Source organism: Microbacterium sp. APC 3901 (genome assembly GCF_030407765.1).
Lineage (GTDB): Bacteria > Actinomycetota > Actinomycetes > Actinomycetales > Microbacteriaceae > Microbacterium.
The window spans coordinates 187795-212650 of sequence record NZ_JASDCU010000005.1; the positions used below are offsets into that span (position 1 = coordinate 187795).

Genomic DNA, 24856 nt, shown 5'->3' on the forward strand with positions numbered 1-24856 from the left:
TCCTGCGCCGGGGGTGCGGGGCTACGCTGGAGGGATGACTTCAGCTCCCCGCACTCCGTCTGCCATCGACAAAGTCGCCGATGAGTGGGTCGACACCATCGCTGTACTCGCCCCGACTCTCGGCACCTACATCGGCAGAGACGAGGTCAACGACCGTTTCGGTGACTTGAGCCCAGAGGGGCACGAGCAGATCGCCTCTGCCACGCGATCGACGCTCGCGAAGCTGCAGGCGCTCGACCCGGTCGACCCGATCGACGAGGTCACCAAGACCGATCTCTCGGCCGAGCTCAGCCTGGATCTCGAGCTGCACGATGCGAAGTGGCACCTGCGCGACCTCAACGTGATCGCGTCCGCCGCTCAGGATGTGCGCTCAGCTTTCGACCTGATGCCCACGGCGACCGCAGACGATTGGTCGGTGATCGCGACCCGTCTCGCCGCAGTGCCCGATGCGCTCCGCGGCTACACCGAGACCCTCCGCGCAGGTATCGCCGCCGGAGTCACCCCGGCTCGACGCCAGGTGGTGGAGGTCGCGACGCAGATCGACCGTTACACGGCCGACGACGGATTCTTCGCTGCGTTCGTGGCTGATGCGGCTCCGCAGGAGGGCAACCTCCCCGCGTCGCTCGCTCGTACTCTGGCAGACAACTCCGCTGCGGCGCGAGTCGCGTATGACGAGCTGCGCAGTTTCCTGGCCGAAGAGCTCGCTCCCGTCGCGACGGAGGTCGATGCCGTCGGTCGGGAGCTGTATGCGCTGAACTCCCGCCGCTTCCTCGGAGCGACCATCGACCTCGATGAGACCTACGAGTGGGGCCGAGAAGAACTCGCCCGGATGGTCGCCGAGCAGACCGCGATCGCGAACGAGATCCTCCCCGGGGCCTCGGTCGAAGAGGCCGTCGCGCACCTCGAAGCCGACCCCGCCCGCAAGCTCGTCGGAACAGACGCTCTCCAGAAGTGGATGCAGGAGACGAGCGACCGAGCCGTCGCAGAGCTCGGCGCCACGCACTTCGACATCCCCGAGGCGATTCGCACTCTCGAGTGCATGATCGCGCCGACCCAGGAGGGCGGCATCTACTACACCGGTCCGACCGACGACTTCTCGCGTCCTGGGCGCATGTGGTGGTCGGTTCCCGAGGGCGTCACCGAGTTCGACACATGGCGTGAGTTGACGACGGTCTATCACGAGGGCGTCCCGGGCCATCACCTGCAGATCGCGCAGGCGGTCTACAACCGCGCAGAGCTCAACTCATGGCGGCGACTGCTCGCCGGCACCTCCGGCCATGCAGAGGGGTGGGCGCTGTACGCCGAGCGCCTGATGCAGCAGCTGGGCTACCTCGACGACCCGGCCGACCGTCTGGGCATGCTCGACGGACAGCGCATGCGTGCTGCCCGCGTCGTGCTCGACATCGGTGTGCACCTCGGCAAGCCGCGTCTCGATGGCGAAGGCACCTGGGACGCCGACTACGCGCTCGACTTCATGCGCAAGAACGTGAACATGTCCGATCAGTTCGTGCAGTTCGAGGTCAACCGCTACCTCGGCTGGCCGGGCCAGGCGCCCTCCTACAAGGTCGGGCAGCGCATCTGGGAGCAGGTACGTGAGGCTTACCAGGCCGAGCGGGGCGCGGACTTCGACGTGAAGGAGTTCCACAAGCGGGCTCTCGACATGGGCGGCGTCGGGCTCGACACGCTCCGAACCGCCCTCCTGACGCGCTGAGGGAATGCGCCGGCCGCGTCCGCTGTTCATTCAGCTGAATAGAAAGGGCTGACATGAGCATCGAGTTCGGGCTGGACACCTTCGGCGACATCACGAGAGGCGACGACGGCGAGCTGCTCACCGGCGCGCAGACAATCCGCAACATCGTCGATCAGGCGGAGCGAGCCGACAGCGTCGGAGTCGACTTCTTCGGAGTGGGGGAGCACCACCGCACGGAGTTCGCCGTGTCGGCGCCGGAGATGGTGCTCGCCTCGATCGCCGGTCGCACGAAGAACATCCGTCTCGGAACTGCCGTCACGGTGCTGTCATCCGATGACCCGGTGCGCGTGTTCGAACGCTTCGCCACCCTCGATGCCCTCTCGAACGGACGCGCTGAGGTCGTGCTCGGCCGGGGATCGTTCATCGAGTCCTTCCCGCTGTTCGGCTACGACCTTCGCGACTATGACGCGCTCTTCGAGCAGAAGCTCGAACTGTTCGTCGAGCTTCTCAAAGAGCAGCCGGTGACGTGGTCTGGGTCGATGCGCGCATCGCTCGAGAACGCGGATGTCTTCCCGAAGACGGAGAACGGACTGCGCACCTGGGTGGGCGTGGGCGGCAGCCCTGAGTCCGTCGTGCGCGTCGCCCGTCATGGGCTGGGGCTCATGCTCGCGATCATCGGCGGACCCGCGGGGCGCTTCCGCCAGTTCGTCGACCTGTACCACCGCTCTGTGGCGTCCTTCGGCACGACGTCGCACCCGATCGCGGTGCACTCGCCGGGGCACATCGCCGACACCGATGAAGAGGCATGGGAGGCCGCCTACTCCGGGTTCGAGGCGATGAACAACACCATCGGTCGCGAGCGCGGATGGCCTCCGTACAGCCGGGCTCGATTCCAGAACGACGTGGGCCCGGCAGGAGCTCTGTACGTCGGCTCGCCCGAGCGGGTCGCAGCCAAGATCGCCGACACCGTGACGACGCTGGGACTCGGGCGCTTCGACATGAAGTACGCCACCGGAACGCTGTCTCACGACTCGATGATGCGCAGCATCGAACTCTACGGCTCCGAGGTCATCCCCCGGGTGCGCCGGCTGCTCGCCGACCGGGACTGACGCACAGCTCGGCACCGCGGCGCGCCCCTCTACGATGAAGGAATGGCCAACACCGCGCTGCCGAGCCGGGCGTCGATCGCCGGGCGTCTCGACGAACTCCCGTTCACGCGCCGACACCTCCGGCTCCTCACCGGCTCCGGAGTCGGCTGGGCGTTGGACGCGATGGACGTCGGACTCATCTCGTTCATCCTCGCGGCTCTCACCCAGCAGTGGGGCCTGACGAAGACGGATGCTGGATGGATCGCATCCGTCGGCTTCATCGGCATGGCGATCGGCGCCACCCTCGGTGGACTGCTCGCCGACAGGCTCGGACGGCGCCAGGTCTTCGCGCTCACCCTGCTGGTCTACGGCGTCGCAACGGGAGCAAGCGCGCTCGTGGGCGGTCTCGCCGCCCTCCTCGTGCTGCGGTTCTTGGTCGGCCTGGGGCTCGGGGCCGAGCTGCCCGTGGCTTCCACGTACGTCAGCGAGTTCGCGCCCGCCCGCATCCGAGGTCGGCTGATCGTCATCCTCGAAGCGTTCTGGGCGCTGGGGTGGACGGCGGCCGCTCTGATCGGATTCTTCGTGATCCCCGCATCCGACAACGGCTGGCGCTGGGCGTTCGCGCTCGGCGCGATCCCCGCGGTCTATGCACTGATCGTTCGATGGGGGCTGCCCGAGTCGCCGCGGTGGCTCGCCTCGCGCGGGCGCATCGCCGAGGCCGACCGCATCGTCGCGACCTTCGAGGCCGACGCGGGCGTGGAGCCGGCGCCCGCGATCAGGAGAGAGCCGGCGTCGCGCGCTATCGCCGTCACCACGCGCGCTCGTTTGACCACCTTGTGGAACGCGGAGTTCCGGCTGCGCACCATCTGCCTCTGGATCGTCTGGCTCTGTGTGAACTTCGCGTACTACGGCGCATTCATCTGGATCCCCAGCATCCTGGTCGATGCGGGATTCGATCTCGTGCGCTCCTTCGGATTCACGCTCATCATCACTCTCGCTCAGCTACCCGGCTATGCGGTCGCGGCGTGGCTGATCGAGGTGTGGGGCAGGCGCACGACGCTCTCCGTCTTCCTCGTCGGCTCGGCCGTGTCGGCTGTCTTCTTCGGGACATCGACGACCGAGGGCGCCATCATCGCCTCGGGCATGGCCCTCTCGTTCTTCAATCTCGGCGCCTGGGGTGCGCTGTACGCCGTGACTCCCGAGATCTATCCGACCTCGTTGCGAGGGACAGGAGCGGGCTGGGCTGCGGGAGTGGGACGCATCGCGTCGATCGTCGCCCCGCTGGCCGTGCCGGTCGTGCTCGTCGCCGGAGGCGCGCCGATGCTGTTCGCGGTGTTCGGCGCGTGCTTCGTCGTTGCGGCAGCGGCAGCGTGGGGCTTGGTCGATCGCGGTGGAATGGCCCTCGACGACCGGTGAACGCCTCAGTGTCCGTGCGCGGGAATAGGCTGTCGAGGTGACAGAAGTACGTTATGTGGCCATCGGAGATTCCTTCACCGAGGGAGTGGGTGATCTTCTGCCCGACGGCCGTGAACGAGGGTGGGCCGACCTCGTGGCTCAGGGCTGGGCCGATGCAGCCGGTCATCCGATCAGTTACGCGAATCTCGCGATCCGCGGCAAGCTGGCCTGGCCGATCGTCGAGCAGCAGCTCGAACCCGCGCTCGCGCTGCGTCCGACGCATCTGTCGTTCAACGGCGGTGGCAACGACATGCTCCGGCCGAGGACCGACCTCGAGCACATCGCCGACGCGTTCAGTCGAGTCCTGCGCCGGTGCGACGAAGAGGGCGTCACCCTGATCCTTCTCTCGGGGGCGAATCCGAGTGGGCAGCTTCCGATGGGGTCGCTCGTGCAACGACGCGGCGACCTGCTCTCCGACGCAGTGCTGCGCCGCGTCGAGGGTCGCGACGACGTCGTGCGCGCACTCAACTGGGCCGATCGAGAGCTCGCCGATGCGAAGTACTGGTCGGAGGATCGACTTCACATGAACGCCGCCGGTCACCACCGTGTGGCCGCGCGGGTGCTCCACGGCCTGGGTTTCGAGCCGCCGTCGACGTGGTGGTCTCCGACCGCTCTCACGGCCGGCGGGCCGGCCGGCCTCGCTTACTACCGCGAATTCGTCGGCCCCTGGGTCAGGCGACGCGTGACCCGCACCTCGTCCGGTGACGGACGCGCGGCGAAGTACCCCGATTGGGTCGAGAGAGTTCCGCACACGTGACCGACATCGAGATGCGCCGCATCACAGGCGGTTCGGTCACCCTGCATGACGCGCGTCTCAAGGTCGAGCGCACCGTCGCCGTCGAGGACTTCGAGATCGGAGTGTTCCCGATCACCGAGGAGCAGCTCGCGGAGATCCTTCCCATCGCGTCACGGCATCCGCGGCGACCCGCCGTCGATGTGAGCTGGTTGCGCGCGATCCATTTCTGCAATGCCGCCTCCGAGTGGGAGGGGCTCGACCCGGTCTATCGGTTCGACGGCGAAGACGTCAGCTGGGATGCGACGGGAGACGGGTATCGGCTGCCCACCGAGGCCGAATGGGAGTACGCCTGCAGGGCGGGTTCGGTCGGTCCTCATTACGCGCCTCTCGCCGATGCCGCCTGGACGAGCGCCGATGCGGTCTCCGCCCCGCAGGATGTCGGTGGCAAGCTGCCGAACCTGCACGGCCTCTTCGACACGCTCGGCAACGTGTGGGAGTGGTGCTGGGACCTTCTGGACCCGGCCCGCTACGGCGACTACCGGGTGTTCCGCGGGGGCGGATTCGCCGACGATACCTGGAGCGTCCGGGCGTCCGTGCGGCGAGGGGGTGGGCCCCGCATGCATCATGAAGACGTCGGCCTGCGCGTCGCCCGAGGAGCATCCGACACACCGGATGAGGCGCAAGGGTGGTCAGCGCGAGCAGATCGCGAGCGCGCGGTCGTCGACGGACCAGTGCCCTTCGGCTGGACGCCACTGAGGCGACCCGGGCGCTGACGTCACCCTCGGTCGATCAGCTTCACCATGTAGTGGTTCGGATCGGCCGACGGTGCGAAGCCATATTGCGCGTACAGACCGTTGGCGGTGCTCGTGGCGAGCATGATGCGCTTGACCGTCGAGGATTCGCGGAGGTCCTCCAGCACGCCCTCGACCAGCATCCGACCGACTCCGTGCCCTCGTGCCCGTTCGTCGACGAACACGTCGCACAGCCACGCGAAGGTCACGCCGTCGGTCACGACGCGGGCGTGCCCCACCTGCCGATCGACCTCGTCGCGGATCGAGTAGTTGCGCGATGCGTCGATCGCGGCGTCCTGAGTCGCGCGACTGCGGCCTTTCGCCCAGTACGATTCCTCGCTCAGCCAGCGATGCACCAGGCCACGGTCGATCAGGGCAGGGTCGTTCGAGAGGGTGAAGCTCGTGGGCATGAGCTTCATCCTAGAAGCAGTCAGCGTCGCCTTTCGGGATCCAAGCCCATCCTGATGCGCGTGCGCTTGCGCTCGATCAGGATGAAGGTGACGCCGAGGATCCAGAGCGGGATGGGCATGAGGAACGCGACACGGAAGGCCTCCAGCGAGTACGTCTCCGGCGTGCCCGCACCCTGCAGGTCGAGCGCGAGACCGATGAGGAAGATCGCGATCAGAGCCGCGATGAATCCGCCTGCGTTGGTCACACCGGTCGCCGTGCTCAGGCGGTGCGACGGATTGTGTGTGCGGGCGTGGTCGAAGGCGATCATGCTCGCGGGGCCTCCCGTAGCAAGAGCCACGGCCAACACGTAGAGCAGCCAGAGCGGAGCGGGCTCGGGCATAGCGATGACGGCCACCCAGGCGATGAACTGCACCCCGACAGCGGGCAGGACCAGTGCGAGCGAACGCTGATTGGGCAGACGGCGCGAGAGGTCGCCGATGAGGGGACCGAGCGCCATTCCGGCGACCACGTACACCGAGATGATGCCTGCCGCGTGCGCGGTGTCGAGCCCCTGGGCCGCGGTGAGGAACGGCATTCCCCAGAGCAGGATGAAGGCGGTGCCGGCGAACGGCGTGGTGAAGTGCGACCAGAAGGCCAGTCGGGTGCCGGGGTGCGCCCATGCGGCGCGGATGCCCACGCCGGTATCGATCGCCGAGGTGACCACACGGATCACACCCGTGTCGGTGTCGACGGTCACATCTGCGCCACGCTCAGCAGGGTGATTGCGGATGACGAGCGCGACGAGGATCGTGAACAGGACGCCGAGCCCCGCGATGCTGCCGAAAGTGATCGTCCACGTGGTCGCGTGCAGAAGGGCCGCGAGCGGGACGAGAGCGATCAGCTGACCCGCCTGACCGATGATGCCGGTGAACTGCACCATGATCGGTCCTCGCTGCGCGGGGAACCACGTGGCCACCAGCCGGAGCACGGCGGGGAAGACCGCCGCGTCGCCGGCACCGAGCAGGATGCGGGCGAAGATCGCGATCCCGATGCCGGGCGAGAGGGCCATCGTGAGCTGGCCCGCTGCCATGAGCAGCATGCCGATCGTCATGATGGGGCGCGAACCGAAGCGGTCGAGCAGGATGCCGATGGGTATCTGCATGCCGCCGTAGACGGCGAGCTGCACCACGGCGAACAGGGCGAGGGTCGACGCATCCGCCTGGAATCGATCGGCGGCCTCTACTCCGACCGCGCCGAGCGACGTGCGGTTGGTGATGGCGAGAACGTATGCGGCGACACCCACGCCCCAGATGAGCCAGGCTCTCCATCCCGGGGTGGTCACGGGAGAGCGGGGAACCTGTTGCACTCCTCCCACGGTACTCCTCGTGGGAGAACCTCCCGACGCACGGACGGCTCGAGCATGGGGTGCCGGATGTCCGATGCTCTCGATACCGTGGCCGCATGACACCTGTACCCGTGCACCACTCCATCAACTACGTCGAGCTCGTCGTCAATGATCTCGAGACAGCCAAGCGCTTCTATCGAGATGCGTTCGGCTGGGTCTTCGTGGACTACGGTCCCGCCTACGCGGGTATCGCGTCGCTGAGCGGAGACGGCTCGGAGGTCGGCGGTCTGCTGCTCTCCGACCAGGGGCGTCCGCCCGGTGGGCCGCTCGTGCTGCTCTACTCCGACGATCTCGACGCCACGCAGCAGGCGATCGCCGACGCAGGCGGCGCGGTCACCCAGGGTCCCTACGAGTTCCCGGGTGGGCGACGACTGCACTTCATCGACCCGAGCGGCAACGAGCTGGGAGTCTGGGCTGCACAGTGACGACAGAATGAGGGAGTGACGTCGCATCCTCTTCCTCATCCTCATCCGCCGCATGACGAGCGCCGTCTGTCGATCCGCGTCCGGGAATCGACCTGGGATGACGCCGATACAACCGCGGTGAGTGAGCTCGTCCGCACGTACCTGCTGCAGACCGAGACGGAGAAGATCGAGCGTTCCCAGGCGGAGTCGCCTGCACCGCTGACGGAGTTGCCACAGAGATACGAGCGGGAGGTGGCGGATCCGGGCGCCGCCTACGCGGACTGCACCACTCTGCTGGCAGTGACCACGCAGGAGCCCGTCGGTGTGGTGATCGTGCGGATCGATGGGGGAGAAGCCGAGATCAAGCGCCTCTGGGCTGACCCGGACCTCCGAGGGCGAGGAGTCGGATCCGCGTTGTTGGATGCGGCCCTCGCGCTGACGTCCGGACGAGTTCGACTGTCGGTCTGGGAGTGGCGGACTCCGGCGATCCGACTCTACGAATCTCGCGGCTTCGAGCGCGTCGCGTCGTGGGACGAACGCGCGGGACTCGTCTGTATGGAGAGATCCGCAAACACTTTGCCCTTGCGCTAACCATTTGCGTACGTGATACTTATCTCCATGGCTAACCATCAGGATCTGAACGGGGTATTCCTCGCTCTCGCGGACCCGACTCGCCGCGAGGTCATCCGAGCACTCGGGCCTGGGCCCGCAAGCGTGGGCGAGCTCGCGCAGCCCTTCGCGATGACGCTTCCGTCGTTCATGAAGCACATCCGCGCGCTGGAGGACAGCGGACTCATCCGCACATCCAAGAGCGGTCGCGTGCGCACCTGCACACTCGACCGCGACCGGCTCGCGGTCGTGGGGCACTGGCTTGACGAGCAACGGCGAGTCTGGGCTGGCCGCACAGACCGCCTCGAGTCCCTGACGGCCGATCTGGAGGAGAATCGATGACCAGCACAGCACTCGACCCGCGGCTCGACCTGACCCTGGAGAAGACGATCCGGGCATCACCGTCGTCGGTGTGGCGAGCCTGGACCGATCCAGAACTTCTCGCGCGGTGGTGGGTTCCCGCCCCCATGCAGGCACGGGTCGATCGACTTTACGTGCAACCCGGAGGGGCTTTCGTCACCAGCGTGCGTGAGGCTGCGGGGGAGTACATGCCTCACACGGATGGGATCTTCCTCGTCGTGGAGCCCGAGAGGCGATTGGTCTTCACCAACGCCATCGACAGCTCCTGGCGTCCCGCGAAGCCGGAACCCGTCTCGATGACGGCGGAGATCACCCTCGGCGAACATGCCGAGGGCACGACGTACCGTGTGATCGTGCGTCATGGCGATCCCGCCGCCCGGAATCTGCACGAAGACCTCGGCTTCTTCGAGGGCTGGGGCTCGGTGACGTCCGCTCTGGCTGAACTCGTCGAGGCCGGGCCGTCGACATGAGTATGAACGCCTCAGCCCCCGCGCGAGGAGTGCTGGGTGGAGAGACACTCCGCACCGACCGGTTGATCCTCCGGCCACAAGCGGTCGAGGATGCGGAGGTCTTCAACCGGTTGTGGACCGACGCGACGAGCGCGTGCCGGCTCATCGGCAGCTCGATGCTGACGGCCGCCCCACGGTCTCCGAGATAGCGGCCGACATCGCGAACAAGGGAAGGGAGCGCTCCGACCTGCTGTCTGTAGAGGACGCCGCGAGCGGCGAGGTCTACGGCTGCTGCGGACTCGCGAGCGAGCACGGGCGGAACATCATGACAGTGACGGCGCTGGGTCTGACGCCCACCGTCGTCATTCCGGCGCACGGCGGTCTCTGAATGACGGACCAGGTCGCCGTCGTCGAGCACGATGCCCTGTCCGAATCGCAATCGGCGGCGCTGAGAGAACTCTTCGATCGTGAGTACCGAGCGGAGTATGGAGAGTGGAGCCCCGACCGCCCGTACGGGTATTCGCCCGCGGATGTGCACACGATCGTGTTCCGTGGCTCCATCACTGTCGCGCACGTCGGATTTCAACGGCGCCTGATACGCGTCGGCGCACGCGAGGTCGCGGTCGCTGGAACCGGGGGAGTCCTCGTCCATCCGGATTGGCGCTCCGATGGAGTCGGCCGCCTCGTGATGACGCACGCCCAGCAGGCGATGCGCGACGACGATCGCGTCAGTTTCGGCTACCTCGGGTGCCGAGAGGAGGTCGTGTCGTTCTACGAGCGCACCGGCTGGTCACGGGTGAACGCCCTGGAACGTCACGTGTCGATGAACGACTCGAACGCGACGGTGACATCTTCGGCGGGACCGATACTCGTCTTCGCAGCCGGCTCGGGCACTGACGCAGATCCATGGCCGGAGGGCGACATCGACCTGCGAGGCACTCCATGGTGACCTGCGCGAGTGTGTCGCGCTGGACGACCGGTCAAGGCGCGTACCACCACGGCATCATTGGCCAGAACTGATCTGGCATCCGGTCGAAGATGCCGGAGATCGCCGCCACGACAAGCCAGAGTCCGAACCCTGCGGCGGTGATGATCCACGCGATGGTCTTGTGCTCGTCAAAGTCGGGGAGCAATCGCCCTGTTCTATCGCGTTGCACCCCAGCAAGCGTCGGGATCAGATCGATCAGCCACCAGATCCCGAAGCCGCCGGCGGTCAGGAGCTTCAGAATTCCTGTTCCCGTCTTGCCGAGATAGAACCTGTCGACTCCGAGGAAGCCGAGAAGCCAGTCGAACATCCAGGTGGCGATGAAGGAACGATCCGACGCTTCGGCCGATTCCGGTGACGCGCCGGCGTCGCGTGCTTCGACTCGAGGAAGGTTTGTGGACATGGCGTGCTCCTTTCGCATTCACAGTCTGCGCGTTGTTCGCTGCCAGACGGGGCCGAAGGTCCTCTCGGCACCGAGCCGCCCTCGTTGCGCGCGCGGCCAAGACACAACACGCAACCGGTCGATCATGGCGCTTCAGCTTTCGAGTCGAAGTGCGCGTTCCGGGCTCCTCCGACGTGGGACGTTGGACTCTATGCCTTCGGACGTGGAGGGACGAGCGTGGAGGCATGGCGAGACCAGACGCTCCGGATCCCTTTGGAAGCCCGCGCACGGTGCAGAGAGATGGCTGAGGGCGAGGTCTGGGACAGATTCGCGGACGCCGACGTCCGCATCGCGGCGCAGGTGGTGACGGGACGAGCGATCACTTCGGTTTCTCCCGTCGTCGAACATGGTCGCCTCGTGTTCTGAGGTTCGTGCCGATGACCATCGCGGGTCGAATCTTCGCGGTCGATGCCGACCTGTCGACTCGAGAGCCGTCGACGGAGGCGCGACTGCGCGGGACCAATGACCCTGCATGGGGTTCGCGATGACGGGAAGGGTATGAAGTACGCGCGATATCGCCTGCACCGAAGAGAGGACGAGCAATGAGCACTCCCACCGTGGCTCGCAGCGACCACGACATCCAGATTGCCGTTCAGGACGAACTCGATTGGACCCCGGACGTGGACGCGGCCGGAATCGGCGTTGCTGTCGAGGACGGCGCCGTCATCCTGACTGGTGAGGTCGACCAGCACTCGGAGCGTCTCGCTGCCAAGCGTGCGGCACGGCGTGTGAGAGGCGTGTCGACCGTTGTCGACGCATTGACCGTACACCCGAAGTCCTCGATCACGATCACGGACACGGACGTCGCCCGGGAGGTGCGACGCGCTCTGCAGTGGGCGGACAACGTCCCAGACACAGTCAGAGCTGAGGTGTCGGATCACAACGTGATTCTCACCGGCGAGGTTCTTTGGGACTTCCAACGCGGGAACAGGGCCACCCTGTCCGGACACGTGCGGTCGTGGGGAGAGAAGGAGCAAGCCGGTCGTGCCGCGTGGGCCTCTCCGCACATCACTGAGGTCGAGAACAATGTGCGGGTGAAGTCGGATTGATGACGAGAGTGCGCCCTGAATCGGAAAGTAGGATCCCATGCCGGAGAGCATCCTGGTCGGAGTCGTCGACACTCATGCTTCGCGTGAGGCCGTCGAGTGGGCGGCACGACGCGCATATGACCGAAGTGGCAGACTCACCCTCATCTCGATCGTCGGTGGTGCCATGGGTGCGGTCGGGGAGGGGGAGGTGCTCAGAGAGGCTCTCTCGTTGACGGAGAGGATGCTCGAGCGTGAGGCGACGCGGCTGCAGTCACGCGGACTGACCGTGGACACGCGTGTGGGGCGCGGCGATCCGGTCGGCGAACTCATCGACGCCTCGATGGTCTGCGACCTCCTCGTCATCGGAAGCGACCACCGCGGTCCGTCGAAAGGGCACCGACGCGGTCTGAACGGTGTCCGCATAGCGGCGGGCGCTCATAGTCCGGTCGCGGTGGTGCCCGACATCGATCTCACCGACCGCAGTGGCGTTGTCGTGGGCATCGACGGATCACCTGATTCCGAGCGGGCGCTCGAGTTCGCTGCCGAGGAGGCTGACAGAGCTGGCGACGTCCTCACGGCTGTGACGACATGGACGACCGTTCCGCTGCCTATGGGTATGCATGGCTACCCGTCGACCTACCTGTCAGGGATGCAGCAGACGGCAGAGGAGGCACTTGCCATCGCGCTGGCGGGCATCGGGCAGAAGTATCCGGACCTCGTGGTGCATCGCGTGGTGGAAAGAGGGAGCCCGGGCCTGACGATCAGCGATCGGGCAGCGAAAGCGCGATTGGTGGTGGTCGGATCTCACGGGCGCGGGGCGATCGCTCGTTTTCTTCTCGGATCCACGAGCGAAGAAGTCCTCGTCCGCCTTGCGACGGCCACCGTCGTGGTCCGCTAGTGACATCCCGCGGGCCACGCGACGCACGCACTGCGTAGAGGATCGTGGCCAGGTCTCAAGAACCCAGGGCTTCGTCCGAAGATGACCGAGAGGACTCGCTGTCGACTGCCTTGTTCGCGTGCACGATCAGTACGGGGCAGTGGGCGTGTTCCGCGCAGGCAGCGCTGACCGATCCCAGGAGGAGCCCGACGAAGCCGCCGTGACCGCGGCTGCCGAGCACCAGCATCGATGCCGAGTTGCTGAGACCGATCAGTGTTCGGGCAGCCGACCCGAGCAGCACTTCGCTGGTGAGGTCGTGTGGTGGGTTGCCGGCGAATGCTCCCTGGATAGTCTCGTCCAGAGCTTCGCGGGCGAACTCAGAGGGTGACCACTCGATCGCCAAGTAGGGATCGATCGGGGGAGCGGTCCAGGTCGTGACGACGTGCAGAGGCTCCTTGAGCGCCTTACCGAGACGTGCGGCGTAGCGAAGGGCGTCGATGGACGATTCGGATCCGTCCACTCCGACGACGATGCGGTGTGAGTGTGTGTTCGACATAGCTTCACGATCCCGCTCTTGGCTCTGCGCCACTGGGCCAAAGGTCACACGGAGCAGATCGGCGTCGATCCCAGGGTGTGTCCGAATTCTCAGGCTTCGAGGGGTCAGGGCCCGCTCGGCGCCTCAAGATCGAAGACCCTGCCGCGAACGTCGGATGCATCGATACGCACCCAGCGGTCTTTCTCTTCCGGGGCCCAGGGGTGCACACCCAGTCGTTCGGCCTCGAGCACGTCGGCGTCTCGGTCGAACTCCTGGGCTCTCCCTTTCACCACCACGCTGAAGGCTTCACGCTCGTCGTAGCCGTCGATCTCGAAAGCGACGGACTCGCGGATCGTCAGCTCGAGAAGCTTGGTCCCTGCCGAGGTGCGGAAGATGATCGTCCGTCCGTCGGTCTTGTGGTTGATCGGGAAGATGTCGATCTCACCGGCGGCACCACAGGCGATCCGGCCGTACGGGGCTCGAGCGAGACGTTCCCAGCATTCATCCTCGGTCAGCGGTCGTGTCGGTGAGCGTTCGATCTCAGTCATGATTTCTCCCGTCATGAGAGGTTCCGGTCTCGCTCTCATCGTGCCCCGGGGCCCCAGCCAGCCGGGGGACCAAGGTCCCGTCATCGCGTGGGCTGCGTAGGCGCCGGCGCGGGACCTTCGGCTCTATCCTGAGACCGACCCCGAGCAAGACTGCGTGCATGGACGCATCTCGGACTCCTTCTCCCGCGCAGACCGAGAGTCGGGTCGACAACGCCGCCACATCTGCGTGGCCCCGCGGAACCGGAGGCCACCCTACGGCGTCGACTCTGGAGGTTCTGAACGCCTGGTGGCGGGCGGCGAATTACCTGTCAGTGGGGCAGATCTACCTTCTCGACAACCCGCTTCTCCGCGAGACACTCAGACCCGGGCACATCAAGCCTCGACTCCTCGGGCACTGGGGAACGACACCGGGACTGAACTTCATCTACGCCCACCTCAACCGAGTGATCCGGGAACGCTCTCTCCACACGATCTACATCGCCGGGCCAGGACACGGGGGACCAGGAATGGTCGCGAACGCCTACTTGGACGGCACATACAGCGAGGTCTACAACAGCATCGACCATTCCGAGGACGGACTGCGCAGTCTCTTCCGCCAGTTCTCGTTCCCCGGAGGAATCCCGAGCCATGTGGCACCGGAGACTCCCGGGTCGATCCATGAGGGCGGCGAACTGGGCTATTCCCTCTCTCACGCGTACGGCGCCGCATTCGATAATCCCGACCTTCTCGTCGCCGCAGTCGTCGGAGACGGCGAGGCGGAGACGGGGCCGCTCGCAACGAGCTGGCATGGGAACAAATTCCTCGATCCGCTGCACGACGGCGTCGTCCTACCGATTCTTCACCTGAACGGGTACAAGATCGCCAACCCGACTGTGCTCGCACGCATCCCCGAGAAGGAGCTGCTCTCCCTGATGCGTGGGTACGGGCACACTCCGCATCTCGTCTCCGGCGGGTTTGACGGTGAAGACCCGATCGACGTGCATCGACGTTTCGCGATAGTGCTGGACGAAGTGCTCGACCATATCGCACAGATCAAGGCGGATGCCGCGGCCGGTGCTCTCCACACCCGGCCGGCATGGCCGATGATCATCCTGCGCACGCCGAAAGGGTGGACATGTCCGCGCGAGATCGACGGGCATCCGGCGGAGAACAACTGGCGCTCACACCAGGTGCCTCTACGTGATGCGCGTGACACCGAAGCGCACACGCAGCTGCTCCAATCGTGGATGCTGTCCTACCGGGCGGAGGAGCTCTTCGATCAGAACGGCGCAGTCGCTGAGTGGGTGACGGCACTGGCTCCAGACGGAGAGCTCCGGATGAGTGCGAACCCGGTCGCCAACGGCGGACTGCTGAGGAAAGAACTACGACTCCCGGACTTCCGCGACTACGGCGTCGACGTGCGGAGCCCCGGGGCCACGATGAGCGAGGCCACCCGCGTCCTCGGAGGGTGGCTTCGGGACGTGATCACGGCCAACCCCGAGAACTTCCGCATCTTCGGTCCCGACGAGACGGCATCCAATCGGCTCGATGCGGTCTTCGAGGTCACCGACAAACAGTGGAACGCGGAGTCGCTGCCGATGGATGCCGACAATCATCTGTCGCACACCGGCAGGGTCGTGGAGATGCTCAGCGAGCATCAGTGTCAGGGCTGGCTCGAGGGGTACCTGCTGACGGGACGCCACGGCGTGCTCAACTCGTACGAGGCGTTCATCCACATCGTGGACTCGATGTTCAATCAGCACGCCAAATGGCTGAAGACCACCCGGAGCATCCCCTGGCGTCGGCCGATCTCCTCGCTGAACTACTTGCTCAGCTCGCACGTCTGGCGGCAGGACCACAACGGGCTCTCGCACCAGGACCCCGGATTCATCGACCATGTCGTCAACAAGAAGGCCGACGTCGTGCGCGTGTACCTGCCGTTCGATGCGAACACCCTGCTCTCGACCTACGACCACTGTCTGCGCTCACGCGATTACGTCAACGTCGTCGTCGCAGGAAAGCAGCCCTCACCGAACTGGCTCGGGATGGATGCGGCGATCGAGCACTGCACCCGTGGGCTCGGCATCTTCGACTGGGCCGGTTCCGAACGTGCCGGCGAAGAACCGGATGTGGTGCTCGCTGCGGCGGGCGACGTACCGACCTTGGAGGTCCTCGCGGCGGCGTCCATCCTGCGCGAGCGACTTCCCTCCTTGAAGGTGCGTGTGGTGAACGTCGTGGATCTCATGCGCCTGCAGACCGAGGGGGAGCATCCGCATGGCCTCGGCGATCGAGAGTACGACGCGATCTTCACCACGGACAGACCCGTGATCTTCGCCTACCACGGGTACCCGTGGCTGATCCATCGTCTGACATACCGTCGACACGGCCACGGTCAGCTCCACGTCCGCGGGTACATCGAAGAAGGAACGACGACCACCCCGTTCGACATGGTGATGATGAACGACCTCGACCGCTTCCACCTCGTGATGGACGTGATCGACCATGTGCCAGGCCTCGGACCGCGTGAGGCTGTCCTGCGTCAGGAGATGCAGGATTCGCGCGTGCGAGCACGGGCCTACACACGGCTCCATGGAGAAGACGCACCTGAGATCAGGAACTGGGCATGGCCGGAGCCAGAGCCATCGGCAGGAGATGATGTCCGCGACGAAGAGCGGTCAATCGGAACAGGCTGAGAAGTATGCCAGGAGCTACGGGGCGCGATGGTCGAACGCGCGGCTGGCCCTCTCGGCCTGAAGCACCGCCGCCTGCGTGCGCCGCTCGAGACCCAGTTTGTTCAACAGAGATGAGACGTAGTTCTTGACGGTCTTCTCCGCGAGGCCGAGCCGGTCTCCGATCTGTCGGTTGGAGAGCCCCTCGGCGATGAGGGCGAGGACCTCCTTCTCGCGCGTGCTCAGAGCGCCGAAGCGAGGGTCAGCAGTGTCGGCGCGATCGACCATGCCCGCGACGTGGCGAACCATCGAGGGTCTGATCAGTCGCTGGCCCTGCGCGACAGCACGGATCGAGCGGAGTAGTTCATCGGTTCGCAGCGTCTTCATCAGGTAGCCGGCCGCGTCTCCGAGAACGGCAGCGAACAAGGCATCGTCATCATCGAATGCGGTGAATATCAGACACTGCACCTGCGGGTGCGTCTGGCGGATCTCACGACACAGATCGATGCCACTGCCGTCGGGGAGGTGCACGTCCAGAACCGCCACATCCGGCAGAGTCGCGGCGACGACCGCTCGTGCATCGTGAACCGTCGCTCCTTCACCGACGACGCTGAAATCAGACTGCGTCCCGAGGAGATCCGCGATCCCGCGCCGCACCATCTCATGATCGTCTACGAGAACGATCCGGAACATGTCGTCCTCCGATCCCCTCACACTGATGGGTAAGCACAGAGTACAACTCCGCGGTGACGCACCCTCGGGACTTTCGACCCTGCTCACAGCGAGGCGTGGCGATTGACTGGACGTGTCTCGACCAGCGACGACGACATGTCCTCGACTGATGCGAAGACCGGATATGCAGGAGACCCACCATGGCGAACGATGACCCCAACCCGTACTACCGGGATACGCCGACCGCACCGGAAACCGCGGCCTCAGCAGGCGTGGAAGAGATCGGAACGGCCGCGTGCTGGAAACTGGTCGAGGCGAACTCGCTCGGGCGCCTTGCGATTCAGAGCATTGACGGTCGCCCGGATCTGTTTCCCCTGAACTACCTGGTGCATGAGGGCAGCGTGTTCATGAGATCGGCGCCCGGGACCAAGCTGAGAAGCCTTGCTCGGCATCCGGATGTTGCTCTCGAGATCGACGGGGTGGATGGCGCCTTCCGATGGAGCATAGTGATCCGGGGACACGCGACGCGCATGGACAACGACGCCGACATCGAAGCCTCGGGAGTTCTCACCCTCGAGTCAAGAAGTCCCACCGCGAAGCACAACTACGTGCGCCTCGTACCCGATACGGTAACGGGCCGCCGCTTTCCGGTCCGCAGCTCCTCCTCGACACGGAGAAACATCTCATCCTCTTCCGGTTCGGGTAGGCGCGCACCTGACGAGCACGTCGATCATGGCGCACCAGGGACGCGGACGGCGGATAAGCCGCAGCCCATTCCGCATCTTCCGCCATGGGGTGGATAGCTGGTCGACGCTCCGGCATCGCACCCGACAGGGTCGTGGTCAGCCGCCTCTCATGGGGCTTCACCGTTCGCCGGGTGTGGGGCCTTGGCAAACGAGGAAGGGCGGCGCCGAGGGGGGACGTGGGCAGGGGTGGTGCCTCGGGCAGACCACCCCTGCCCATACGAGCGTCAGCCGTCAGTGGCTGCAGTGCGTCGCACCACGAGGACAGGGGCGTCGATATTCACGAGGACGTCGTGCGTCACAGCGCCGAGCGCGTGCCCGGCGCCACGTGGGTGCCCTGCCCCTACGACGAGAAGTGCGGCGTTACGCGAGGCGTTGAGCAGTGCCTCCGCGGGCGGTCGGTGCGTGTAGCGCGTTCGGACCACCGTGTCCTCATCGACCATGCTCTTCACGGCCGCGACGCGAGCCGCAACGGTCGCGTGCGTTTCGACCATCGCGGGAATCACCCCACTGAAGGACGAGTGGATGAGCTCGATCGGCTCCTGGCGGGCACGCGCCTCACGGGCGGCTGCGCTGATGATTGAATGCATGAGGTCGTCGTCCTTCACACCGGCTACGATTCCCTTTCTGAACCGTAGATCGATGGAGGGGATCACCGCCACACTGCACTGCACCTCGGCAGCGATCTGCAGACTCACCGTGCCGAAGACACGGCTGTGGATGAAGCCGGTCTTGCCCGTGCCGATGACCAGAACGTCGTCGACGGTGACGAATCGTGCGAGCGCTTCAGGAACCCTCCCGACGATAGTGACCATGTCCGTTTCCTTCGTGCCTCGCACAGGACCTGTCGGTCGATCCGTAGCGTCACCACCGACGTGTACTCTCACCAGCGGAACGCCAGCACTGTGGGCGTGGGTCTCAGCCCACCGTCCGGCGGCGTCCGCGTCGGAATCGCCGACGCCAAGTACATATCGAGCGGGCATGCGTGCATCGCCTTCACAGATCGGATCGGTCAGTCACACGATGGTGCGACTCGCACCACCGCCTTCGCAGAGTCGAAGGTCCCGCGGGCTGTGTGTGAGAGTAGGGTCAGCACCAGCGGGAGCCCGGAAGGGAATGTGATGACCGACGATCACCTCCAACGGCCTGGCCGGAGCCGAACAGATCGAGAGCACACGATCGGGAAATCGTTGGATCGTGCGCATCTCGTCCTCATGGATCAGGGACGACTCAGAAGCCTTCTGCGCGCCAATCAGGCCGTCGTAGAGGATATCGAACTCGAGCATGTGCTCCGTCATATCGCTGAAGCAGCGGTCGCACTCGTGGAAGCGCAGTACGGCGCGCTCGGCGTCATCGACCGCGACGGAGGCCTCGAACAATTCATCCATGTGGGCATGAAGGAGGAGCTGGCCCAACAGATCGGGCATCTTCCCGAGGGGCTGGGCATTCTCGGGGCAGTCATCGAAAGCGAACATCCGATCCGGCTTGACGATCTCGGAGAAGACTCGCGGTCCGTCGGATTCCCCGCGCATCACCCGCCTATGCGCAGCTTTCTCGGGGTGCCGATTCGCGTGCGAGGTGAGATCTACGGAAATCTGTATCTCACGAACCCGGCCGCAGGCTCGTTCTCGGAAGAGGACGAAGAGCTCGTGCTCGCCCTCGCATCGACAGCGGCGATCGCGATCGACAACGCGCGACGCTTCGAGGAGTCCCGCAGACTGCAGCGACTGAGCGGCGCACTCGCGGAGATCAACGCTGCACTCCTGTCGCCCGACGCCGGAGACGTTTTCGGTGTTCTTGCCGAACGCGTTGCGATATTGGTCGACGCCGATGTCGTGTGCATCGTGGTGTCGGACCCGATCACGGGGGACTACCGTATAGAGACCGCCCGCGGCTCCGGCGCCGAATCTCTCGAGGGGTCTGAGGTACCTGCCGATAATTCGCTGATCTCAGCCGCGATGACCGGCGGAGGTGTCGTAGTGGCCGACGGAGTCACGGGGATTCTCTCGGAGCAGCAGCAGGACAATGGCGGATCGACCGTGGCCGTGCCACTCATCGCCACGGGTGCACCTGTCGGTGCACTATGCGTGACACGGGATGAGGGCGGTCGTCGGTTCTCACCCGAGGACCTTTCCACTCTTGCTGAGTTCGCAGCGCAGGCGGGGCTCGCCCTCGCGCTTGTCCAGGCCCGGGTCGATCGCCAGCGTTTGGATCTCATCGAAGAGCGCGCCCGTATCGCGAGAGATCTTCATGACAACGTCATCCAGCGGCTGTTCGGCACAGGTCTGGGCTTGCAGGCGCTTGCCGCACGGTTGCCTGCACACGCTGCCGCCATCAGTGCGCAGGTGGCGGAGATCGACGGTGCGATCGCCGATTTCCGAACGGCGATATTCACTCTTCAGACCGCTGACCCCGAATCCGTTCGACGTCGACTCATCGATGTCGCGGACGAACTCGCGCCGCTGCTCCAGAGTCCGCCCCGGATCGCTTTCGCCGGCCCGGTCGATCTGCTGGTGACCGGCAGAATCGCGGACGACATCATCGCGGTGGTGCGAGAGGCTCTCAGCAACGTGGCTCGTCACGCCCACGCGAACAGCGCGGAGGTGAGCGTCTCCGTCACAGCGTCGCTCGTCACAGTTCTCGTGGAAGACGACGGAGTCGGGGTTCCCGACAAACTGCCTCGGTCCAGCGGCACTGCGAACCTCCTCATGCGCGCACAAGCGCACGGTGGTGCGTGCGAGATCGAGCGGCGAAGCACGGGTGGCACGCGGGTCCGCTGGCGCGCGCCGCTCGGATCGACGTCGCAGGCTTCTTCATGACCCGGGTATTCCTCGTGGACGATCACGAAATCGTTCGCCGCGGCATCGCTCAGATCATCGATGCAGACCCGGGTCTAGAGGTTGTGGGGGAGTCCGGCTCGGTGCAGGGGACTCGCGGCCGTGTCTCGGCGACGCTTCCGGACATCGTCGTGCTCGATGTGAACCTTCCTGACGGCAATGGCGTAGATCTGTGCCGGCGCATTCGATCCGACCACCCGGAGATCCGCTGTCTCATGCTGACTGCATTCGACGACGATGCTGCGAGCATCGCAGCGGTGATTGCAGGTGCATCCGGATACGTGCTCAAGACGATCCGTGGAACGGACCTCGTCGACTCGATCCATCGTGCGGCGCGGGGAGAGAACCTCATCCCCGCGGAGGTCTCCGATGGCGTGCACCGCAGGCTTGAGGCTCGAGTAGCGGAAACTCGATCGCCAGCGGTGGAGTTGACTCTCAGAGAACGCCAAGCGCTGACGCTGATCGCGGAGGGGCTCACCAACCGTCAGATCGGGGAACGTCTCGGCCTCGCGGAGAAGACCGTGAAGAACTATGTCTCCGGGCTCCTCGCCAAGCTCGGCATGCAGCGCCGCACCCAAGCTGCCGTGTTCGCGACAGAAGAGCGGGAAGGTCGCGTCCGCCCGTAAGTCAAGCGGCGGTCGGCTGTGCCGGACGCTCATCGCAAGCCCGAGAGCCAGATGGCCCCGAGGTGCGCGGGGTACGCGGTCCAAGGACCCGACGTCACTACCTCCGCCGGGGGACCTTCGGCCCTGCCCGGCGAGTCGGTGAGAGGAAACGATGAATGGAGGGGACCTCACATCTCTGTTGAAGGAGCACCATGAACGACTCGATCTTCACCGTCCTTCCACCTCTGCAGGTTGGTCCGGCTGACCTTGCACTCCCGCCGACCCAGCCCATCGACATCACCGCTCTGATGCACGAGGAGAAGGAATCGTGACAGCGAACAGCTCGCCGACCCCGGGGCCGATGGTCGCGATCGTCTACGAATCGCTGTTCGGCAACACTCGTCTCATCGCAGAGAGGATCGCGGACGGCATCCGAGAACAGCACATGCCGGTCACCGTCGTGCCCGTCGCGAGAGCATCCGCGCTCCCGGAATGCGATGTTCTCGTGGTTGGCGCTCCCACCCACGCACACTCGTTGAGCAGCCCGGCATCACGCACGGAAGCCGAACGATGGGCGCACAATCCCTCGAGGCGCCTGGCGCTGGAGAATGGGAGTCTGATCACAGGGATCAGAGAGTGGATCGAGCTGCCGCACGCTGCGCGTCACGGCTATATGGCGTTCGATACTCGTGTCGACATGCCCCGGATCTTCACAGGCGCCGCGTCATCCGCGATCGGGAGGCGTCTGAAGAAAAACGGGCTGCGCGAAGTACTCCCCTCGGAGAGTTTCCTCGTGGACAAGGACAGCCGTCTTCTCCCGGACGAGCTTGATCGCGCGCTGCGCTGGGGCCGTGAGATCGCGGCAACAACACGGGCGCTGACAGGCCCCTCGACGCGGGTGCACACGTGAACGCCTCGAATACGCGTCACCCGCGGACGGCATCAGGCGCTACCCTCGCCTTCCTCGGCGGCGCTGACACTGTGACCGGGTCGCGCTACCTGGTCACTGACTCCACCTCACGGGTCCTGGTCGATTGCGGTCTCTTCCAAGGGTTCAAGGTGCTGCGCCAGCGCAACCGAGCGCCGTTCCCTGTTCCGCCGGGTTCGATCGACGCCGTCGTGCTCACCCATGCCCATCTCGATCACTCCGGGTATCTTCCGGCGCTCGTGCGCGCCGGGTATCGCGGACGCATCTACGCAAGTGAGGGCACGGTTGCTCTCTGTCGGATCATGCTCCTGGACAGTGCGCACCTGCTCGAGGAGGAAGCACGCCACGCCGCACGCCACGGGTGGTCCAGGCACGAAACGCCACGCCCGCTCTACACGGTCGACGACGCACATGCGGCGCTCGAACGATTCGTCGCCGTCCCCGCTGGGGAAGCGGTTTCGCTGGCGGGTTCGATGACCGCGAGGCTTCTCGGTGCCGGCCACATCCTGGGGGCCAGTAGCGTCTACCTCGACGTCGACGCACGGCGGGTATGCTTCACCGGCGACCTCGGCCGATCCGACGACCCGCTCATGCGCGCACCACAGCCGTTCGACGGAGCAGACGTACTCGTCACCGAGTCGACCTATGGAGATCGCCGACACAGCACGGTCAATCCCGAAGAGCAGCTGCGTGACATCGTCAATCGCACCGTCCATCGCGGGGGAGTGGTGCTGATCCCGGCGTTCGCTGTCGGGCGCACAGAGACAGTGCTTCTGCACCTGTCGCGGCTTCGAGAACGCGGCGACATCCCCGACGTGCCTATCTATGTCAACAGCCCCATGGCGGTCAGCGTCGCCGACGTCTATCGCAACCGTCCTGAGCAACACCGCATTTCGAAGGATGAGGTCGAGCGGATCTACGGTCTCGCCACTTTCGTCCGGAGCGTCGACGAATCGAAGCTCCTCAACCTGCGCGGCGGTCCGATGATCATCGTCTCCGCGAGCGGAATGCTCGACGGTGGCCGAATCTTGCATCATCTCCGCGCGTATGGGCCAGAAGACCGCAACACCATCGTCCTGACCGGCTATCAGGCCGGGGGCACACGGGGCGCGCGGCTGCTCGCGGGGGAACGTTCTCTTCGTATCTTCGGAGACGATGTGCCGATCAGGGCCGAGGTCGCGATGATCGATGCGATGTCGGCGCATGCGGATGCCGACGATCTCATCGCATGGATGAAGGATGCTCCCCGTCCGCCCCAGGCCGTGTACGTCACCCACGGCGAACCCTCCGCCGCGGACACGCTCAGGCTCAGAATCGAACGGGAATTGGGGTGGCCGGCTCAGGTCCCCGATCAAGAGCAGCAGGTCCAGATCGAGGCCCACCGCGCAACTGCACACGCGATATCGGGCTAATGCCTGAGATCAGCGGTTTCGCCGACGCCGCAGCGAAGGACCTTCGACCCGAACGACACGCCTGACCAGCGAAAGACTTCGTGGGTACCCATCCCGTCAAGGAGGAATGATGCGAGCAGCAGTTGTCTCAGAATTCGGTTCGCCGGCGCACATCGACGAGCGGCCGCTCCCACAGCCTGGCGCCGGGCAAGTCCTGGTCCGCCTGGAGACGTGCGGACTGTGCCACACCGACATTCACGCCATGCGCGGTGATTGGCCGGTCACGCCGAACCTGCCTCTGGTCCCCGGTCATGAAGGCGTGGGGATCATCGAGCAGGTCGGTGACGGGGTGACCAGCCGTACTGTCGGACAGCGAGTGGCGATGCCCTGGCTCGGACATGCGTGCGGAGAGTGTCGGTACTGTGTCAGCGGCCGAGAGAACCTCTGCGAGAGCCAATACAACAACGGCTACGCCGTTGATGGAGGATTCAGCGAGTACATGCTCTCGGACGCGCGCTTCGCGACTCTCGTCCCTGACGGTGTCACCGCCCTCGACGCCGCGCCTCTCACGTGTGCCGGAGTCACGACATATGCCGCGATCAAGAATGCACATGTCACCGCGGGGGAGACGGTCGTCATCTTCGGTGTCGGTGGACTCGGCCATCTTGCTGTTCAGTACGCCCGCCTCGTGGGTGCGAAAGTCATCGCCGTGGATGTGACGCAGGAGAAGCTCGAGCTCGCGACAGAGCTGGGCGCGGATCATGTCGTCAACGCGGCTGACACAGATCCGGTCCAAGCGATCCAGGATCTCGGTGGCGCCGATGTCGTCGTGGTCCTCGCCGTCGCCCCGTCTGTCTTCGACCAGGCGTTCAAGGCGCTGAATCGCGGAGGCCGACTTGTTCTGGTCTCACTGCCCGCTGGAGGGGAGCTGACCATACCCGTCTTCGACACGGTCCTGAAGGGCGTCAGCATCATCGGCTCCATCGTCGGTACCCGACAGGACCTCGCCGAGGTGTTCGCTCTGCATGCCGCCGGCCGAACCAGGGTCGTCACGGAGACGCGCGAGCTGCAGCAGGTGAACGCCTCCGTCGACGAGGTGCTTGCCGGGACGGTGCCTGCTCGACTCGTGTTTCAGTACCACACAGCCGATGTCGTCCCAGTCCGAGAACCGGCTTCGGCGGCTCAGTGAGAGATCAGGAGGGGAGTCGGGTCAACCGTGCCCGCTCGAAGTGCAACCTCT

27 protein-coding genes are annotated in these 24856 nt (G+C 65.4%); 20 read left to right on the forward strand and 7 right to left on the reverse strand.

Annotated features, from left to right (window positions below):
* The first annotated feature begins 34 nt into the window (after nt 1-34).
* Genes QMA07_RS06605 through QMA07_RS06625 form a run of 5 tightly spaced genes read left to right on the forward strand, consistent with a single transcriptional unit; the run spans nt 35 to nt 5742 of the window.
* Nucleotides 35-1711: a DUF885 domain-containing protein gene (locus QMA07_RS06605; protein ID WP_290160734.1), complete on the forward strand. Its 1677-nt coding sequence runs from the start codon at nt 35-37 to the stop codon at nt 1709-1711.
* Nucleotides 1712-1764: 53 nt separating this feature from the next.
* Nucleotides 1765-2799, forward strand: coding sequence for an LLM class flavin-dependent oxidoreductase (locus QMA07_RS06610; RefSeq protein ID WP_290160736.1), 1035 nt, complete (start codon nt 1765-1767; stop codon nt 2797-2799).
* 42 nt (nt 2800-2841) lie between these two features.
* Complete coding sequence (locus QMA07_RS06615; protein ID WP_290160737.1) at nt 2842-4194, forward strand: MFS transporter; 1353 nt, start codon at nt 2842-2844, stop codon at nt 4192-4194.
* Between the two features lie 37 nt (nt 4195-4231).
* Nucleotides 4232-4990 carry an SGNH/GDSL hydrolase family protein gene (locus QMA07_RS06620; RefSeq protein ID WP_290160738.1) on the forward strand — a complete coding sequence of 253 codons (759 nt, stop codon included), beginning with the start codon at nt 4232-4234 and terminating at the stop codon, nt 4988-4990.
* Nucleotides 4987-5742 carry an SUMF1/EgtB/PvdO family nonheme iron enzyme gene (locus QMA07_RS06625; RefSeq protein WP_290160740.1) on the forward strand — a complete coding sequence of 252 codons (756 nt, stop codon included), beginning with the start codon at nt 4987-4989 and terminating at the stop codon, nt 5740-5742. Before QMA07_RS06620 ends, QMA07_RS06625 begins: the two co-directional genes overlap by 4 nt.
* A gap of 2 nt (nt 5743-5744) precedes the next feature.
* Here QMA07_RS06625 and QMA07_RS06630 read toward each other — a convergent pair whose 3' ends face one another.
* Entirely contained in the window at nt 5745-6170 is a 426-nt protein-coding gene (locus tag QMA07_RS06630) for a GNAT family N-acetyltransferase (RefSeq protein WP_290160742.1), read from the reverse strand.
* 20 nt (nt 6171-6190) lie between these two features.
* The gene (locus QMA07_RS06635) at nt 6191-7516 is read right to left on the reverse strand and encodes an MFS transporter (protein ID WP_290160743.1); all 1326 of its coding nucleotides are present in this window, start codon (nt 7514-7516) and stop codon (nt 6191-6193) included.
* 95 nt (nt 7517-7611) lie between these two features.
* Between QMA07_RS06635 and QMA07_RS06640 the strand changes: the two genes are divergently transcribed.
* The 6 genes from QMA07_RS06640 to QMA07_RS06665 all read left to right on the forward strand — a co-directional run bounded on the left by QMA07_RS06640 (nt 7612) and on the right by QMA07_RS06665 (nt 10326).
* The gene (locus QMA07_RS06640; RefSeq protein WP_290160745.1) at nt 7612-7980 is read left to right on the forward strand and encodes a VOC family protein; all 369 of its coding nucleotides are present in this window, start codon (nt 7612-7614) and stop codon (nt 7978-7980) included.
* Between the two features lie 117 nt (nt 7981-8097).
* Nucleotides 8098-8550 (forward strand): GNAT family N-acetyltransferase, encoded by a 453-nt coding sequence (locus tag QMA07_RS06645; RefSeq protein ID WP_290160746.1) that lies wholly within the window; start codon nt 8098-8100, stop codon nt 8548-8550.
* 27 nt (nt 8551-8577) lie between these two features.
* Nucleotides 8578-8910 carry a metalloregulator ArsR/SmtB family transcription factor gene (locus QMA07_RS06650; protein ID WP_290160748.1) on the forward strand — a complete coding sequence of 111 codons (333 nt, stop codon included), beginning with the start codon at nt 8578-8580 and terminating at the stop codon, nt 8908-8910.
* Nucleotides 8907-9398, forward strand: coding sequence for an SRPBCC domain-containing protein (locus QMA07_RS06655; protein ID WP_290160749.1), 492 nt, complete (start codon nt 8907-8909; stop codon nt 9396-9398). Before QMA07_RS06650 ends, QMA07_RS06655 begins: the two co-directional genes overlap by 4 nt.
* A gap of 133 nt (nt 9399-9531) precedes the next feature.
* Nucleotides 9532-9765, forward strand: coding sequence for a hypothetical protein (locus QMA07_RS06660; RefSeq protein ID WP_290160751.1), 234 nt, complete (start codon nt 9532-9534; stop codon nt 9763-9765).
* Entirely contained in the window at nt 9766-10326 is a 561-nt protein-coding gene (locus QMA07_RS06665) for a GNAT family N-acetyltransferase (protein ID WP_290160753.1), read from the forward strand.
* 31 nt (nt 10327-10357) lie between these two features.
* Here QMA07_RS06665 and QMA07_RS06670 read toward each other — a convergent pair whose 3' ends face one another.
* Entirely contained in the window at nt 10358-10765 is a 408-nt protein-coding gene (locus QMA07_RS06670) for a TM2 domain-containing protein (protein ID WP_290160755.1), read from the reverse strand.
* Nucleotides 10766-11346: 581 nt separating this feature from the next.
* Here QMA07_RS06670 and QMA07_RS06675 point away from each other — a divergent pair.
* Nucleotides 11347-11853 carry a BON domain-containing protein gene (locus tag QMA07_RS06675; protein WP_290160757.1) on the forward strand — a complete coding sequence of 169 codons (507 nt, stop codon included), beginning with the start codon at nt 11347-11349 and terminating at the stop codon, nt 11851-11853.
* A gap of 37 nt (nt 11854-11890) precedes the next feature.
* Complete coding sequence (locus QMA07_RS06680) at nt 11891-12730, forward strand: universal stress protein (RefSeq protein WP_290160759.1); 840 nt, start codon at nt 11891-11893, stop codon at nt 12728-12730.
* A 55-nt stretch (nt 12731-12785) separates the two neighbouring features.
* Here the strand turns inward: QMA07_RS06680 and QMA07_RS06685 are convergent, their stop codons facing one another.
* Together QMA07_RS06685 and QMA07_RS06690 are read right to left on the reverse strand one after the other, a co-directional pair.
* The gene (locus tag QMA07_RS06685) at nt 12786-13265 is read right to left on the reverse strand and encodes a universal stress protein (protein ID WP_290160760.1); all 480 of its coding nucleotides are present in this window, start codon (nt 13263-13265) and stop codon (nt 12786-12788) included.
* Nucleotides 13266-13369: 104 nt separating this feature from the next.
* Complete coding sequence (locus QMA07_RS06690; RefSeq protein ID WP_290160762.1) at nt 13370-13792, reverse strand: pyridoxamine 5'-phosphate oxidase family protein; 423 nt, start codon at nt 13790-13792, stop codon at nt 13370-13372.
* Nucleotides 13793-13950: 158 nt separating this feature from the next.
* On the opposite strand from QMA07_RS06690, the gene QMA07_RS06695 reads away from it, so the two are divergent.
* A complete protein-coding gene (locus tag QMA07_RS06695) occupies nt 13951-16464 on the forward strand; it encodes a phosphoketolase family protein (protein ID WP_290160763.1) in 2514 nt (837 codons plus the stop codon).
* 15 nt (nt 16465-16479) lie between these two features.
* On the opposite strand, the gene QMA07_RS06700 is transcribed toward QMA07_RS06695, so the two are convergent.
* Entirely contained in the window at nt 16480-17133 is a 654-nt protein-coding gene (locus tag QMA07_RS06700) for a response regulator transcription factor (RefSeq protein WP_290160764.1), read from the reverse strand.
* 179 nt (nt 17134-17312) lie between these two features.
* On the opposite strand from QMA07_RS06700, the gene QMA07_RS06705 reads away from it, so the two are divergent.
* Complete coding sequence (locus tag QMA07_RS06705) at nt 17313-17915, forward strand: pyridoxamine 5'-phosphate oxidase family protein (protein WP_290160765.1); 603 nt, start codon at nt 17313-17315, stop codon at nt 17913-17915.
* Nucleotides 17916-18082: 167 nt separating this feature from the next.
* On the opposite strand, the gene QMA07_RS06710 is transcribed toward QMA07_RS06705, so the two are convergent.
* Nucleotides 18083-18670, reverse strand: coding sequence for a universal stress protein (locus QMA07_RS06710; RefSeq protein ID WP_290160766.1), 588 nt, complete (start codon nt 18668-18670; stop codon nt 18083-18085).
* A gap of 399 nt (nt 18671-19069) precedes the next feature.
* On the opposite strand from QMA07_RS06710, the gene QMA07_RS06715 reads away from it, so the two are divergent.
* The 5 genes from QMA07_RS06715 (at nt 19070) to QMA07_RS06735 (ending at nt 24805) form a co-directional block, all read left to right on the forward strand.
* Entirely contained in the window at nt 19070-20674 is a 1605-nt protein-coding gene (locus QMA07_RS06715; protein ID WP_290160767.1) for a GAF domain-containing protein, read from the forward strand.
* Nucleotides 20671-21318: a response regulator transcription factor gene (locus QMA07_RS06720; RefSeq protein WP_290160768.1), complete on the forward strand. Its 648-nt coding sequence runs from the start codon at nt 20671-20673 to the stop codon at nt 21316-21318. Before QMA07_RS06715 ends, QMA07_RS06720 begins: the two co-directional genes overlap by 4 nt.
* 340 nt (nt 21319-21658) lie before the next feature.
* Nucleotides 21659-22207 (forward strand): flavodoxin domain-containing protein, encoded by a 549-nt coding sequence (locus tag QMA07_RS06725; protein WP_290160769.1) that lies wholly within the window; start codon nt 21659-21661, stop codon nt 22205-22207.
* On the forward strand, nt 22204-23637 hold the full coding sequence (locus tag QMA07_RS06730; RefSeq protein WP_290160770.1) for an MBL fold metallo-hydrolase: 1434 nt from the start codon (nt 22204-22206) through the stop codon (nt 23635-23637). The genes QMA07_RS06725 and QMA07_RS06730 overlap by 4 nt, the downstream gene beginning before the upstream one ends.
* 109 nt (nt 23638-23746) lie before the next feature.
* Nucleotides 23747-24805 carry a zinc-dependent alcohol dehydrogenase gene (locus QMA07_RS06735; RefSeq protein WP_290160771.1) on the forward strand — a complete coding sequence of 353 codons (1059 nt, stop codon included), beginning with the start codon at nt 23747-23749 and terminating at the stop codon, nt 24803-24805.
* The last annotated feature ends 51 nt before the right edge of the window (nt 24806-24856 follow it).

What these genes read in the sequence shown, in the direction of transcription:
- QMA07_RS06665 (WP_290160753.1), top strand. Translation starts at nt 9,766, where the DNA reads ATGACGGACCAGGTCGCCGTCGTCGAGCACGATGCCCTGTCCGAATCG.
- QMA07_RS06720 (WP_290160768.1), top strand. Translation starts at nt 20,671, where the DNA reads ATGACCCGGGTATTCCTCGTGGACGATCACGAAATCGTTCGCCGCGGC.
- QMA07_RS06735 (WP_290160771.1), top strand. Translation starts at nt 23,747, where the DNA reads ATGCGAGCAGCAGTTGTCTCAGAATTCGGTTCGCCGGCGCACATCGAC.
- QMA07_RS06705 (WP_290160765.1), top strand. Translation starts at nt 17,313, where the DNA reads ATGGCGAACGATGACCCCAACCCGTACTACCGGGATACGCCGACCGCA.
- QMA07_RS06690 (WP_290160762.1), bottom strand. Translation starts at nt 13,792, where the DNA reads ATGACTGAGATCGAACGCTCACCGACACGACCGCTGACCGAGGATGAA.
- QMA07_RS06670 (WP_290160755.1), bottom strand. Translation starts at nt 10,765, where the DNA reads ATGTCCACAAACCTTCCTCGAGTCGAAGCACGCGACGCCGGCGCGTCA.
- QMA07_RS06610 (WP_290160736.1), top strand. Translation starts at nt 1,765, where the DNA reads ATGAGCATCGAGTTCGGGCTGGACACCTTCGGCGACATCACGAGAGGC.
- QMA07_RS06680 (WP_290160759.1), top strand. Translation starts at nt 11,891, where the DNA reads ATGCCGGAGAGCATCCTGGTCGGAGTCGTCGACACTCATGCTTCGCGT.
- QMA07_RS06675 (WP_290160757.1), top strand. Translation starts at nt 11,347, where the DNA reads ATGAGCACTCCCACCGTGGCTCGCAGCGACCACGACATCCAGATTGCC.
- QMA07_RS06725 (WP_290160769.1), top strand. Translation starts at nt 21,659, where the DNA reads ATGGTCGCGATCGTCTACGAATCGCTGTTCGGCAACACTCGTCTCATC.
- QMA07_RS06695 (WP_290160763.1), top strand. Translation starts at nt 13,951, where the DNA reads ATGGACGCATCTCGGACTCCTTCTCCCGCGCAGACCGAGAGTCGGGTC.
- QMA07_RS06715 (WP_290160767.1), top strand. Translation starts at nt 19,070, where the DNA reads ATGGATCAGGGACGACTCAGAAGCCTTCTGCGCGCCAATCAGGCCGTC.
- QMA07_RS06605 (WP_290160734.1), top strand. Translation starts at nt 35, where the DNA reads ATGACTTCAGCTCCCCGCACTCCGTCTGCCATCGACAAAGTCGCCGAT.
- QMA07_RS06655 (WP_290160749.1), top strand. Translation starts at nt 8,907, where the DNA reads ATGACCAGCACAGCACTCGACCCGCGGCTCGACCTGACCCTGGAGAAG.
- QMA07_RS06700 (WP_290160764.1), bottom strand. Translation starts at nt 17,133, where the DNA reads ATGTTCCGGATCGTTCTCGTAGACGATCATGAGATGGTGCGGCGCGGG.
- QMA07_RS06615 (WP_290160737.1), top strand. Translation starts at nt 2,842, where the DNA reads ATGGCCAACACCGCGCTGCCGAGCCGGGCGTCGATCGCCGGGCGTCTC.
- QMA07_RS06650 (WP_290160748.1), top strand. Translation starts at nt 8,578, where the DNA reads ATGGCTAACCATCAGGATCTGAACGGGGTATTCCTCGCTCTCGCGGAC.
- QMA07_RS06710 (WP_290160766.1), bottom strand. Translation starts at nt 18,670, where the DNA reads ATGGTCACTATCGTCGGGAGGGTTCCTGAAGCGCTCGCACGATTCGTC.
- QMA07_RS06640 (WP_290160745.1), top strand. Translation starts at nt 7,612, where the DNA reads ATGACACCTGTACCCGTGCACCACTCCATCAACTACGTCGAGCTCGTC.
- QMA07_RS06630 (WP_290160742.1), bottom strand. Translation starts at nt 6,170, where the DNA reads ATGCCCACGAGCTTCACCCTCTCGAACGACCCTGCCCTGATCGACCGT.
- QMA07_RS06685 (WP_290160760.1), bottom strand. Translation starts at nt 13,265, where the DNA reads ATGTCGAACACACACTCACACCGCATCGTCGTCGGAGTGGACGGATCC.